Genomic DNA, 13,505 nt, shown 5'->3' with positions numbered 1-13,505 from the left:
GGCGGCGTTGCCGAGCTCGACGCCCTCAGGCGGCTTTCTTGCCGGCATCGAACGGAATCTCGATGTCGACTGCAAGCATCGAGACCTGGGAGCCACGCTCCATCTTGACGCTGACCTTGTCCTGATCGATCTGCACGTGCTTCGAAATCGCCTGGAGAATCTCGTCGCGCAGTTTGGTCAGGAGGTCCGATCCACCCACGGATGCGCGCTCATGGGCCAACAGCACCTGCAAGCGCTCGCGCGCGGCGGGGGCGGACTGGGGGCGGGAAAAAAAGCGACGGAGGTTCATGCTGCTTTCCTTCCGAAAAACTTGCCGAAGAAGCCTCGTTTTTCACCCGGAATGGTCACCGGCAGGTCTTCGCCATTCAGCCGCCGCGCAGCTTCGAAATAGGCGATCGACGGCGCGCTGCGGTCATCGGCCAGGGTGACGGGAGTGCCGAGATTGGAGGCGCGCAGCACGTCCATGCTTTCGGGGATGATGCCGAGCAGGGGGATCGACAGGATTTCGAGGACGTCGTCCACCTTCAGCATGTCGCCACGCTCAGCCCGCGCCGGGTCATAGCGGGTGAGAAGCAGATGCTTTTCCATCCGCTCGCCGTTCTCGGCGCGAAGCGTCTTGGAATCGAGCAGGCCGATGATGCGGTCGGAATCGCGCACCGAGGAGACTTCCGGATTGGTCACGACGATCGCCACATCCGCATGGCGCATGGCCAGCGTCGCACCGCGCTCGATACCGGCCGGGCTGTCGCAGATCACCCAGTCGAAGGCATGCTTCAGGGCCCTGATGACCTTCTCGACGCCTTCTTCCGTGAGATTGTCCTTGTCGCGCGTCTGCGAGGCCGGCAGCAGATAGAGCGACTCGAGTCGCTTGTCGCGGATCAGCGCCTGCGTCAGCTTCGCTTCGCCCTGGATAACGTTGACGAGGTCGTAGACCACCCGCCGCTCGGCGCCCATGATCAGGTCGAGATTTCGCAATCCGACGTCAAAATCCACGACCACGACCTTGTCGCCGTTCTGCGCAAGAGCAGCCCCGAGTGCGGCGGAGGACGTCGTCTTGCCGACGCCGCCCTTGCCCGATGTGACCACGATGACCTTGCCCATAGATCTCTCCTGTTTATGTCGCGCACTGCCGGCTCAGGCGAGTGATCCGAACTTGAATGTGTCGTCTTCCAGCCAGAACTGGACGGGCTTGCCGCGCAGGTCGGACCCCAGGTCCTCGGCCGTCTTGTAGTAGCCGTCGATGGCGACCAGCTCCGCTTCGAGCTTGCGGCAGAAGATGCGGGCGGAGGCGTTGCCCATCGTTCCCGCCATCGCCCGCCCCCTGAGCGTGCCGTAGATGTGAATCGATCCGCCGGCGATGACCTCTGCACCCGATGCGACCGATCCGACGATGGTCACGTCGCCTTCGGTAAAGATCAGCGACTGGCCCGAGCGTACCGGCTGGGTCACGACGAGCGAGGATGGGGCCTTGGCCGGCTGCGGAGCCTGAGGCGCGACGGCCTCGACGGCACCGGCCTTGGTATCCTCGTTCGGGGGCGCCTCGATGTCCGAGGTTGGACGGCCGTCGGTCATCGCGGGCGGCAGATTCGCGTCGAGCAATGACGGGCGCGCACCTTCGATACCCATGATCCGCACGTTGCGCGTGCGGAGCTGTTCGACGAGCCCGTGAAGCTGCGACCGGTCGATCTCCATCCCGGTGATATCGAGCACGACCGGCCGCCGCATGAAGAAGCCGGTCGACCGGGAGGCCAGATCGTCGAGCCGAACCAGCCAATCCTCGAACGGCAGTTCGGGGGTCAATGCAAGCGCAAGGAAGCTTCGCCCCTTGAGGCGAATAGGCCTGGGTTGAGTTAACACGTTGGTCATCTTGGTAAATTTTCGGTTGATTCTGTGTATCGATGGAGTGGTTAACAGATGGTAAATCACTCAAGCGAAAATGCGGGAGAAAGCGCCGTCAAAGCCTGAGTGACCGGGAATAATACCATTTATTATCAGAGCGTTAGGTGTTATTCCTGGCAGAGACCAAGATCTGTCCGTGGACGCTGGATCGTGTCCTGAAAGCAGCGCGCGCGACCCCGGCCTCGGCTGTTCCCGAAGCCGAACGGCCGAGTCAGGCGGGTAGCCGCCTGTTCGGCCACGCGCCGATTCCCGAGATGGCCCGTCGTCGGCCTCGAAGTGACTTTCTGACGGCCGTTGGTCATCGGAACGAACTGCACCAGAGGCGAGGCGATGCTTGCTCCCGTCAGAACCTGACGTCGATTCGTCCCTTGAGGGCGTGGTCTCTGCTGCGCTCGCCGATGGCGGCGGAATAGGCCAGGCCCAGGGTCGTGCTCTGGCTGGCGCGCCAGTCGAGCCCGGCTTCGGCAACCAGTGCGTTGCGGTCGATCGCTGTCGCATGGACGCGCGCCGGGGTGGCGCCGATCGCAAACGCGGTCAGCGCCTGCGGCGTCAACTCGCCGAAACCATAGCGCCAGCCGAGCAGGCCCCGCGCGAAGAGCGGCATCGTGCCGAGTTGCGCCTCGGAGCGCAGGCCCAGCGTCGCGAAGCCGAGATTCTGCTCGCCGGAGGAGACACGCAACGCCGCAGGACCGCCCTGCTCGACGGCCGAGCCGGACGAGATCCGCAGCAGCGCGAGCTGGGCGAAGGGCTCGATAGCGAAGCGCTCGAAGCGAAAGGCATAGCCGAACTCGCCGAAAGCCTGCAGAAGCTGGCTGTCGCGATCCGAGCGCAGCCTGTCGCTGAAGCCGCGGAGCTGCACCTGACGGGTCAGGCTGGTCTCGCCGAAGGAATATGCCAGGCCGCCATCGAGCCGCCAGGCGCCAAAGCGCGCGTCGGCATAGAGCGCGGCATGGCCGCTCTCGATCCGGCCGGACGAAAGCCTGGCATCGACGTCGAAATTCGACCGGGTGTAGCCGCCGGCGACGCCGACCGTGAGCGAGCTCGCGCCGGTATCATAGAGCTTGAGGTCGGCGCCGAGGATGGCGCCGCCGATGCGCTGGGAGAGCCCGGCCGCATTGCCGTCGCCATTGCTGTTCACCTGCGCTCCCACCGCCTCGCCCCAAACGGCGAAACGCTCCTCGAAGCGTGGCGCCGGCAGCATGGTCGCGCCCTTGGGCGTCGGCAGGTCGGACGAGAAATCCGCAGTGACGCTTGATCCTTGCGTCACCAGCAGCGGCCCGCGCAGACGTCCGAGGATCGCCTCGCGGACCAGCCGGCTTTCGCCGATCGCGACCGCGACACCCTGGGCATGCGCCTCGCCCGAGAGCAGATCGAAACCCGCCCGCGCCTCGTCGGCCGTCGCCGAGATCACCGTGTCGTAGACGCGATTGCCGGCACCCAGCCGCTCAGCCGCGATCGCGATCCCGCTCTGGTTGCGCGTCCGGGCGATGAAGTTCCCGCTGCCCGGCCCAAACGAAGTATCGTTGCGGGCCATCGTCAGGATGACGTTCTGGGCGTCATAGGTTAGCGAGGGTGTCAGGAAGGCGAGGTTGGCGTTGACGCCGGCAAAATGGCCACTGACGCCGCCGCCTGCGGTCAGGATGGTGTAGTTCGTCGAAGCCGCGTAGCTGCCGCCCTCGGCCAGGACCTGGACCGTGCCGCCGGCGAGCGTCGCCGATCCCGAGGTATTGATCCTGTCGCCTTGTCCGGCAGCGTTGATCTCGACCTGATAGGTTGAACCGGCGGCGAAGGAGACGTTACCGGAGACGTTCAGCGTGCCGATCGAATTGCCCGGCGCGACCGTACCGCCGGCATTTGCAGCGAAACCACCGACCGTGCCCGAGCCGCCGAGCCAACCGCCGTTCACTGTAACCGTACTCGCAAGCGAGCCGTTCACAACGAGCTTGCCTGCATCGAGCGTGGTTGCGCCGCTGTAGCGGTTGGCGCTCGACAGAACCAGCGTACCGGCGCCTGCTTTGGCCAGTGATTTGCCGTCCCAGCCGGTCGCTGCATTGGCGGGCCGATCGGTCAGGGTCGCGCCGATATCGAACCTGTCGGCGGGATTGGCCAATGTGAACGTGCCATGCGCGAGATTGTTGTCCGCGGTCCAGCTCAGACCGTAGCTGGCAAGATATTGCTTGCTGTCGGCCGATCTGCGGGTCGACAGGGTCAGATAGTCCACGACCCCATTGAAGCCGCCCACCGTGACCTTGCCGAAATCGCCGCCGAGCCCCGAACGTGTATCGATCACGACCCTGTCCAGGCCGTTTGCATCGTCGAGGCCGCTGAGGTTGAAAGCGACATTGCTGGCGAGCGTGACGCGTTCAGCCTGCAGCGATGGGCCCCCCGCAGTGGCGACGATCGACAGCGCGGTATTGTCGGCAAAACTTACATTTCCGGCGACTTTCAGCGCCGCCAGCGTTTCGAGCACCAGACTGCCGCCGGTCACGTCGATCTTGCCAGCCAGGTTGTAAGTTCCGCCCGCGATGCCGTTGCCGAACTGCAGCGTGCCGCCAGATACCGTCGCATCGCCACCCGCGCCCAGACCCGAACTGTGGGCGACGACCAGCGTTCCGGCGGTGATCTGGGTGGCGCCGCTTCGAGACATGGCCTTGTCCAGCTTCCAGGTGCCGCTGCCCTGCTTGACGAGCGTGCCGATACTGAAGGTAGTGTCGCCACTGACGGCCGTTGAATAGAGCTGAGCGCCGGCACCGTCCAGCGTGAGCGTGGAGGCCGCGTTTGTGCCGATCTGCAGATTGCCCGTGATGCTGGAGCCGGTGAACAGCGTGACCCGGTTGGTGCTGGCGCTGCGCAGCAGCACATTGCCGACGAGCGCGCCGGCGTTGCCGAGCGTGGTGTTCCCGCCGATGGCCTGCAACGACGCCGCGCCCTGAATGGTGGCGCCCGCGCCATTGGTCACCGTGCCCCCATTGATGAGGCGCACGCCGGCCGAGGGTCCTTTGATGAGGCTGCCCGCGCCGGTGTTGGTGACTATACCGGGCCCACCACTGATACCCACGCCAGCGGCAAGCGCGTCCATCCCATCGGCAATGATCGTGCTTGAGATGTTGGTGATCGTGCCACCATCGGCAAGGCTTACCCCGTAGAGTTTGCCCGTGATGCTCCCGCTGTCCTTGTTGGTGACGATGCCCAGGCCGCCGACGATCTCGACGCCGTGGCCCTGATCGTCCGTGGTCACACGGATGGTGCCGCCGGTGTTGTTCACCGTGCCGGCCCCCCAGATGCGGACGCCGCCGAGCCCGCCGGCAATGCTGCCCTCATTCGTCACCGTTCCGTCGCCGTTGACGAACACGCCTATGCCGTCAGCCGCGCTGGCGCCGATGGCGCTCCCAACGCCGGTGTTGGTCACCGTGCCGCCTGCATCCAGGATGACGCCGAATTGCCCACCCCTGATGCCGCCGCCCGCGAGGTTGGCGACAACGCCCGACCCGCCGGAGGTGTAGACCCCCCAGTTGGCCGCGATCGTGCCGCTGTTATTGGTCACCGTGCCCCCGGCGTTGAGCTGCACGGCGATCTCCTTCGCCTCTATGGTTCCGCCAGTCAGGTTGTTGACGGCGCCCGCCCTGCCATAGACGTAGACACCCTTGCTGGCAGCGTCTGTCGTCGCCGTGATGGTGCCGCCACTGTTGGTAACCGTGCCGCCATCTGCCAGCGACACGCCGATGCCATATGCCTCGATCCGTCCGGTGGAGGCAATGTTCACCGTGGCGCCGCCCTGATCGGAGCGCACCGCCATATCGCCCACAGCCATTCGCGAAATGGTGCCCCCAATGTTCAGCGCGCCGCCATTGTTGACGATGATTTCGTTGCCGATGCTGACGCCGGCGTTGATCTGAAGCGTGGCGTCTAGATTGCCATTGTTGTCCACAGTGACGGCGCCGCTGCCGAGGCTCCCGCCGACGGCGGCGACCAGCATTCCAGCGTTGACCTCGGTGGCGCCGCTGCGCGTCAGGACCTTGTTCAGCACCCAGGTGCCGCTGCCCTGTTTGATGAGCGTGCCGGTGTCGAAGGTCGTGGTGCCGCCGACGGCCGTCGAATAGAGCTGAGCGCCCGTGCCGTCCAGCGTCAGCGTGGAGGCGGCGTTGGCGCCGAAGCGCAGATTGCCAGTGATGCTGGAGCCGGTGAACAGAGTGACCCCGTGGACTTCATCGCCATTGGCGTTGGAGCGCAGGGTCACGCTCCCGATCAGCTTGCCCGCGTTGCTGAGCGAGACGTTTCCGACAACCGAGCTCACTGCGTGGCCGCCCGGGGCTTCGATCGTCGAGTCGGCATCGTTGATGACCGTGCCGCCGGCATTCAGCGTCACACCGCTGTCTCGACCCGTGATTGTTCCGCCCAGTGTATTCGAGATCGTTCCAGAGTCGATTTGCACGCCAGACACGTCGGTGCCGGTGATCGTCCCTCCGGCGTTTGTCACTGTTCCGTTTCCGAAGATAAGCACGCCGGCTCGCTTGCCCTTGATCGTTCCGCCCAGCGTGTTCGTGACCGTCCCGTATGGGCCGAACGCCGCCCCATCCAGAGTCGTGCCGGTGATCGTGCCGCCTGTATTGGTCAGTGTGCCGCCTCCCAGCAGCAACACGCCTTGCGTTTGCCCGGCTATCACTGCGTCTTGCAGATTGTGAACCGTGGCGCCCCCCGTCATGGATAGCACGCCGGCTTGTCCCGCATTCATGCGCGAAAGGGTGCCCGCATTGCTCAGCGTGCCGCCGTTATTGACGATGATTTCGTTGCCGATGCTGACGCCGGCGTTGATCTGCAGCGTGGCATTCTTGTCGGCTGCATTGTCCACGGTGACGCTACTGCCGCCGAGCTGAGCATCGGAGCTCACCACCAGGGTGCCGTCATCCACGACGGTCTGGGCGTAGCTGCCCGCGCCCGGAAGCATCATGACCAAACCAGCCAGGGCAGTGGTGGACAAGAACCACCCGCGACGCAGACCGGATGTCGCGCTGGAAACGATAGCCGATGTCATAGACAGTCCTCACGCGTGCCAAATGCCGCTATCCGCGGCAGCAATCTCTGGCTATTGACTAAATCGCGCGCCGTCCTTGCGGGCGTTATTGCCGCGTTACAGGATCGTCATTTCGGCTTACCGTGCGTTCGAACAATATAGAGTGTGCTTTTTGAGGAACATCGTCGTGATCGCGTCGCCAGCGGAATGAAAGACAGGGTCGCTCTTCCCAAATTCCGCCTTTCGTTGCTCGGGCGATTTGAACTGGCAACCGCGGATGGCATCATCCATTTGCCGAGCAAGAAGCTCTCGGGGCTGTTGGCCTATCTGGCCTGCACCGCGCATCAGCCTCAGCCGCGTGAGAGGTTGGCCACTCTCCTCTGGGGCTCGCATTACGAGACCCAGGCCCGGCAGAGCCTGCGTCAGGCTCTTTTTCGGCTACGCCGGACTTTGGGCCAGGATGCCCTCCTCAACAACGATGATGAGGTCTGGCTTGCGCCGGGCGCGATCGATTGCGATGTGGTTCGCTTCAAGGCGTTGATCGCCGGCGGAAGCCGCGCTTCGCTCGCCGCAGCCGTCGATCTCTACCGCGGGCCGCTGCTGTCGGATTTGAGCATAGCGGAAGATTCCTGGTCGGATTGGCGTGCCGCAGAACGGGAGCGCCTGGAAGGCTTTGCGCTCGACGCCATGGTCGGCCACAGTCAGGAGGCGCTGCTGGCTGGCCATGAGGAGGCTGCGCTCAAGGCTGCCCATCGGGCCATCCAGGTGAATGCCCTGCGCGAGGACGCACATCGGTTGATCGTCCGGGCGCTGGTCGCCCTGGGGCGAAAGGCCGAGGCACTCAAGCACTATCAGGATCTCGTTGCGCTGCTGAAGCGCGAGCTCAGCGCAGAGCCCGATGCGATCACGCAGTCGCTGGCCGCCGAGCTTCGTAGCGCAACGCCGCCCGGGCGGTCGCGGAGTTCCGACGTTTCCACGGCCGGGACATCCGGGCAGGAGACCGAAGGCAAGAGTGCCGCAGCCGGGAGCGACGATGCTTCGGCGAGTGTCGCTGTTCGCTCGCATGTTATCGAGCAGCGCCAGCTGACAATCATGGTTTGCAACCTGATCGGCTCCATGACCCTTTCGGCAAGCCGTGATCCAGAAGACGTCCATGATCTGATCGCCGCCTTCCACAAGATGGTGGCCGATGTCGCCGCGCGATTTGACGGATTTGTCGCCCAGTACCAGGCCAATGGCGCGATCGTCTATTTCGGTTACCCGAACGCTCACGAGCATGACGCCGAACGAGCTGTGCGCGCCGGTCTCGCCGTCGTCGATTCGACGGGCAGACTGACCGCGCCTTCCGCCGGGACGATTCAAGCGAGCGTCGGAATTGCGACCGGGCTCGTCGTCGTCGGCGAAAAGTCGACGACGGGCAATGGCCGCCACCATGTCGCAATGGGCGAGCCCTCGACGATAGCGACGCGGCTGCAGTCCAGCGCAGGAGGCGGCGAAGTCGCTATCTCCGCAAGTACGCAACGGCTTGTCAGGCGGATGTTCGACTGCCGGGCACTTCCGGCCAGCGATGGGACAGGCCTGCCGCGGGAGATCGAGGCCTGGCAAGTGGAGGCCTGGCAAGTGGAGGCCTGGCAAGTGCGTGGCGAGATGGCCGGGATGAGCCGTTTCGATGCGCTGCGTGGGGATGCTCTAACCCCGCTCGTCGGCCGGCAGGAGGAGATCGCGTTACTTCTCCGCCGGTGGGATCAAGCCGGCTCCGGCGAGGGACGGGTCGTGCTGATCTCGGGCGAGCCCGGCATCGGCAAGTCGCGCATCGCGGAGAGCTTGCCAGCCAGTCTCGTCGGCAAATCCTATGCATGCCTTCGTTATTCCTGCTCTCCCTATCATAGGCACAGCCCGCTTTACCCGTTCATTGGCCAGATCCAGCTGGATGCCGGCTTCGGTCCCGACGACAGCGCCAGCGCAAGGCTCGACAAGCTGGAGGCGCTGCTCAGGCCGGTAACCGCAGATCCATCTCGCGACCTCGCACTCTTCGCCGAATTGCTGGGCGTGCCGATGGACGACCGCTATCCGGCGTTGACGGTCAGCCCGCAACAAAAACGCGAGATGACTCTCAGCGCGCTTCTCGATCATCTCAAGGGCATCGCTTCGCAGAGACCCGTCCTGATCGTGTTCGAGGACGTGCACTGGATCGACCCGACGTCGCTGGACCTGCTTGAGCGCATGGTGACCTGTGCGCCCCAACTGCCGATACTGTTGCTCGTGACATTCCGGCCGGAGTTTCAACCGAGCTGGATCGGCCAGCCGCATGTGACGACGCTATCTCTGAGCCGCCTTGGGCCGAGCGATAGCGCTGGCATCATCCGCGGCATCTCGCAGGACAAGGCGCTGCCCGGTGTCGTTCTCGAGGAAATTCTTTCGCGCACCGATGGCGTGCCGCTGTTCATCGAGGAGCTGACGAGTTCCCTCCTTGAAAGCGGGTTGTTGCGTGAGATGGCCGACAGCTACCTCCTCGATGGACCTTTGCCGTTGCGGGCTATCCCGACGACGCTGCAGGCCTCGCTGGTGGCTCGCCTCGACCTGCTCGGCCCTGCCAAGGACGTGGCCATGATCGGCGCTGCGATCGGGCGGGAGTTTTCCCACGGGCTGATCGCCGCGGTGTCGGCCCTGGCACCAGAGGATCTCGACGCAGCGCTCGCGCGTCTGGTGGCTTCCGGTCTCATTTCGCGCCGCGGAGCGCCGCCGGAGGCAAGCTACATATTCAAGCACGCGCTTGTCGAGGATGCCGCCTATGTCACGATGGTCAAGAGCCGGCGGCGGCGGCTGCATGCCAGCATCGCCAAAGCGCTGATCGAGCGCTTCCCGGCCCTGGCCGAAAAGCAGCCCGAAATCGTTGCTCACCATTTCACTGAGGCTTCGCTTGCCAGCGAGGCAGTCGTCCATTGGGTCAAGGCGGCTCAGCTTGCCCATGCACGCTGGGCCAATCGCGAGGCGGCCGGGTTTTTCGAACAGGCATTGCGAGTTCTTGCAACGCTATCCGAGACCCGAGAGACGCTCGAGCAAGCCATCGATCTTCGCTTCGAGCTGAAGGCGTCGCTTATCCCGCTCGGGCAATTCGAGCGCATCGTCGGCCATCTTCGCGAAGCAGAAAGCCTGGCCAGGCGCCTCGGCGATCAGCACAGACTGGCGCGGTTCTCCTTTCACATGTGCCAGACTCTCGCGCTTGGCGGCGATCCGGCGGAAGCGTCGGTTTTTGGCCAGCAGGCACTCGAGCTTGCGGATTCACTTGGCGACGTTCCGCTCCAGATGGCGTCGACCCTGTTTCTCGGGACGGCCGGCTTCGCCACACTCGAACTTCGGCAGGTCGAGCCGCTCTTCGTGCGAGCCCTGGAATTGCTCGATCGCCAGCCCAGTTTCGAACGGTTTGGTCTCGCTGCATATCCAGCGGTGACCGTGCGGGGCTTCCTGGCCCGCATTTATGCCGAGCAGGGCAAATTCGAACAGGGAATCGCGCATGGCGAGGAGGGTATTCGCATCGCTCATGCGGTCGACGACCCGCTCGGTCTGACGATCGCCTATTGGTGCCTCGCCGACCTCCATGTCATCCGGGGCGAGTTCGCCGGCGCCATAACGAGGCTGGAGCGCGCTCACACGGTGGCCCTTGAGTTTGATCTGCCCTTCATGGTCGCCGGCAGTTCGGGAACGATCGGCTACGCCTATGCGATGCTGGGACAGACCGATCGGGGCCTGCCCTTGCTGGAGCAGGCACTGAGCGCTCTCGAGGTTATGGGGCATCGATTCGGGCAGGCCCTCTTCCTGGTGCCGCTGGGGGAAGCGCATAGGCTTGCCGGCCAACACGCCGACGCTCTCAAATATGCCATGCGAGCCCTGGCCACGGCTCGTGAAGGCGGTCAGCGTCGCGGTGAAGCGAACGCCCTCCACCTTCTCGGCGAGATCGCAGTCTGCACCGAGGCTGCCGAACCCGCCGAGGCGCATTATCGGGACGCCCTCGCGCTCGCGATGGAGCTGGGGCTGTATCCGCTTGTCGCACGTTGCCATCATGGCCTTGGGAGCCTGTATCTGCGCGCAGGCCAGCCGGATCAGGCCCGTGACCAACTTGCCATCGCAACCATGATGTACCGGGAGATGGGCATGCGATCAGGCAACCTGCCGGAGCTGGCCATCGTTTCCGAGGGTTAGTATCACCCGGGTCGGGCTACACCCTGGCTACGGCCATGCCGGCTGCCGATAGTACAACGCGCATCGGGCTCAGGCGGCCCGGGCTGCAGCCTTTTTCTCGGCCGAATGCTGCTCTTCCGACAGGCCGTTGCGCCAGTAGCTGACGACCAGATGCCGGTCCAGGTCCGGGCGCAGGCGTTGGCGCGCGGCGGCTCGGCGGGAACTACGAAATCGATCGCGAGCGTTCCGGCGCCGACATCGATCCGGCGGATCGTGTATTTGCGAACAGCAGGGCGCCCTTCCGGCGGCGGTATCTGCAACATGCCATCCGTGCCCAGCATCGGCCAGGCCGGTTCGGCGAGCCCTGCCGGAGGCAGGAACAGGCGGACATGCAGGGCTTCCATCGAGGCAAAGCGGCCGAGATCTTCGCCGCTGAAGGTTATCTTTTTCAGGTGTCAGAACTCTCGAAACAGGGCCTGCAACAGCTTCTCGACGAAAGCGGTCTTGCATCGGTCCGCGTCGAAAACGGCTGTCAGGGTTGCGCCTTGCGCCACGATCTCCGGGAAGGGGGCGGCGAGTCGGCCTTGCTCGATGAGGTCGGCCAGCACCAAGGGCGGCGCGATGATGCAACCCTGGCCCGCCATCGCCGCCTGTGCCGCAATGTAGAAATGCGGTGTCGACCGGATGGCTGGGGGCCTTTCGATTCCCGCGACTTCGATCCAACTTTCGAGTTCGCCGCTGCGGGTGTCGGCGACGAAGACGGTTTGGGTCTGCAATCCCGCGGGTCCCGTTCGCCGCAGCATCTCGGCACAATCGGGGCGAGCGAGTAAGGTCAAACGCTCCACGCCGATCTCGCGCTGCTGCCAGCCTTCGGGCCTCCAGGCGTTGCGGAGTATGGCGATATCGAACTGCGCCTGCTGCCAGTCGTCGGTGGTGTGGAGCGCCGAGACGCGTATGGCGCGCCCGCCCGCCGCCACTTCCGCATCCACCAATCGCGGCATGATCCAGTGAACCGAAAGTGTCGCATTGGCAGCCAGCGTCACGACGCGCTGCTGCCCTTTCTCTGATGCGGCGTCCCAGCCACCGCGGATCTGCTGCAGGCCTGCCCCGATCGCCTGTGCGAGTTCGGTGGCCAGCGTCGTCGGACGCAACCGATGCCCTTTCTCGAAGAGAGGCTCGTCGATCGCCTCCTGCAACTGCCCGAGCTGCTTGCTGATCGCGCCGGGTGTCACACAGAGTTCATCTGCCGCTGCGACGATGTTGCCGGTGCGCACGACGGCTTCAAGAGTTGCCAGCGCCCGCAAAGAAGGTAGATGCGACATAGAATGTGACCTTATCTCAAATCGGCGCGAATATAAGTCGCTTTCATCTTCGCGTAAATAAGAAGATAGAGCCTTGGCTGAACTGTAAAGCCGAGGAATTACGTGAGCAATACGTCAATTCATATCAACGATCGCGGCTATTTTCTGCCGGAAAACCCTGTTGTCGTGATCTGTTATGATGGAATGGACCCATCATATCTTGCGGATGCGGCAATAAGGGGGATTTCCCCGCGCCTGTCGGTGATGGCCGAGCGCGGCTTTTATGACAGCGCACATTCCGCGATGCCGAGCTTCACCAATCCCAACAATGTCTCGATCGTCTGCGGCGTGCCGCCGAGCGTGCACGGCGTCTCCGGCAATTATTGGTACGATCGCACGACTGGCGAGGAGGTCATGATGACCGATGCCGGGCCGCTCAGCGTCCCGACGATCCTTGCCGGCCTCTCGGAAGCCGGCGTGAAGGTCGCCGCCGTCACCGCCAAGGACAAGCTGCGCAAGGCGCTCGCCGTCGGGCTAGCGGGCGAGGGCCGTCCGGGCATCGCATTCTCGGCAGAGAAAGCGATGACCTGTACCGTGGCGGAGCATGGGATCTCCGGCGCCGACGCCCAGGCGGGCAGGCCGGTTCCCGACCAGTATTCGCCGGAGCTTTCGCTGTTCGTGCTCGATGCCGGGCTTCGCCTGCTGCAGAGCGGCCGGGCGCAGCTGCTCTATCTCTCGCTTTCGGATTTCGTTCAGCACGCCCATGCGCCAGGCGCGCCGGAATCGGACGCCTTCATCCGCGCCGTCGATGAGCGTGTCGGGGCCTTCATCGACGCGGGCGCCACGGTCGGCATCGTCGCCGATCACGGCATGACGGATCTGTCCCTCGCCGATGGCTCGCCGAACATCCTCTATCTCGGCGATCGGCTGGATGCGCGCTACGGGGTTGGAGCAACACGGGTGATCTGCCCGATCACCGACCCGTTCGTGCGCCATCATGGTGCGCTCGGCGGTTTCGTGCGTGTCCACATCCTGTCCGATCTGGATCATGACGAGGTTCGCGACTTCCTGGGCAGCCTGCCCGGCGTCCAGCACGCGCTGCTGCGCGAGGAGGT

At 64.4% G+C, this 13,505-nt stretch carries 7 protein-coding genes and 1 pseudogene; 2 read left to right on the top strand and 6 right to left on the bottom strand.

The window, feature by feature from the left end:
- Window positions 1-25: 25 nt before the first annotated feature.
- The 4 genes from minE to C4S73_RS12780 form a co-directional block, all read right to left on the bottom strand.
- Window positions 26-289, bottom strand: coding sequence for a cell division topological specificity factor MinE (minE, locus tag C4S73_RS12795; protein WP_103872865.1), 264 nt, complete (start codon window positions 287-289; stop codon window positions 26-28).
- The gene (gene minD / locus C4S73_RS12790) at window positions 286-1,101 is read right to left on the bottom strand and encodes a septum site-determining protein MinD (protein ID WP_103872864.1); all 816 of its coding nucleotides are present in this window, start codon (window positions 1,099-1,101) and stop codon (window positions 286-288) included. The genes minE and minD overlap by 4 nt, the downstream gene beginning before the upstream one ends.
- A gap of 33 nt (window positions 1,102-1,134) precedes the next feature.
- Window positions 1,135-1,866: a septum site-determining protein MinC gene (minC, locus tag C4S73_RS12785; RefSeq protein WP_103872863.1), complete on the bottom strand. Its 732-nt coding sequence runs from the start codon at window positions 1,864-1,866 to the stop codon at window positions 1,135-1,137.
- A 376-nt stretch (window positions 1,867-2,242) separates the two neighbouring features.
- Window positions 2,243-6,847 carry an autotransporter domain-containing protein gene (locus C4S73_RS12780; protein WP_160115756.1) on the bottom strand — a complete coding sequence of 1,535 codons (4,605 nt, stop codon included), beginning with the start codon at window positions 6,845-6,847 and terminating at the stop codon, window positions 2,243-2,245.
- A 270-nt stretch (window positions 6,848-7,117) separates the two neighbouring features.
- On the opposite strand from C4S73_RS12780, the gene C4S73_RS12775 reads away from it, so the two are divergent.
- Window positions 7,118-11,110, top strand: coding sequence for an AfsR/SARP family transcriptional regulator (locus C4S73_RS12775; RefSeq protein WP_103872861.1), 3,993 nt, complete (start codon window positions 7,118-7,120; stop codon window positions 11,108-11,110).
- A gap of 2 nt (window positions 11,111-11,112) precedes the next feature.
- Here C4S73_RS12775 and C4S73_RS29050 read toward each other — a convergent pair whose 3' ends face one another.
- Together C4S73_RS29050 and C4S73_RS12765 are read right to left on the bottom strand one after the other, a co-directional pair.
- Complete coding sequence (locus C4S73_RS29050) at window positions 11,113-11,532, bottom strand: siderophore-interacting protein (RefSeq protein WP_425290343.1); 420 nt, start codon at window positions 11,530-11,532, stop codon at window positions 11,113-11,115.
- Window positions 11,533-11,544: 12 nt separating this feature from the next.
- Window positions 11,545-12,411: a LysR family transcriptional regulator gene (locus C4S73_RS12765; protein ID WP_103872859.1), complete on the bottom strand. Its 867-nt coding sequence runs from the start codon at window positions 12,409-12,411 to the stop codon at window positions 11,545-11,547.
- A 102-nt stretch (window positions 12,412-12,513) separates the two neighbouring features.
- Here C4S73_RS12765 and phnA point away from each other — a divergent pair.
- Window positions 12,514-13,485 (top strand): annotated as a pseudogene (gene phnA, locus C4S73_RS28645) (phosphonoacetate hydrolase); the annotation flags it as partial.
- Window positions 13,486-13,505: the final 20 nt, after the last annotated feature.

This window comes from Allobosea lathyri, assembly GCF_900108245.1.
Classification (GTDB): domain Bacteria; phylum Pseudomonadota; class Alphaproteobacteria; order Rhizobiales; family Beijerinckiaceae; genus Allobosea; species Allobosea lathyri.
The sequence above is the reverse complement of the archived record's forward strand: the minus strand, read 5'-3'. Positions and strand labels throughout refer to the sequence as shown.

What these genes read in the sequence shown, in the direction of transcription:
- minE (WP_103872865.1), bottom strand. Translation starts at nt 289, where the DNA reads ATGAACCTCCGTCGCTTTTTTTCCCGCCCCCAGTCCGCCCCCGCCGCG.
- C4S73_RS12775 (WP_103872861.1), top strand. Translation starts at nt 7,118, where the DNA reads ATGAAAGACAGGGTCGCTCTTCCCAAATTCCGCCTTTCGTTGCTCGGG.
- minC (WP_103872863.1), bottom strand. Translation starts at nt 1,866, where the DNA reads ATGACCAACGTGTTAACTCAACCCAGGCCTATTCGCCTCAAGGGGCGA.
- minD (WP_103872864.1), bottom strand. Translation starts at nt 1,101, where the DNA reads ATGGGCAAGGTCATCGTGGTCACATCGGGCAAGGGCGGCGTCGGCAAG.
- C4S73_RS12780 (WP_160115756.1), bottom strand. Translation starts at nt 6,847, where the DNA reads ATGATGCTTCCGGGCGCGGGCAGCTACGCCCAGACCGTCGTGGATGAC.
- C4S73_RS12765 (WP_103872859.1), bottom strand. Translation starts at nt 12,411, where the DNA reads ATGTCGCATCTACCTTCTTTGCGGGCGCTGGCAACTCTTGAAGCCGTC.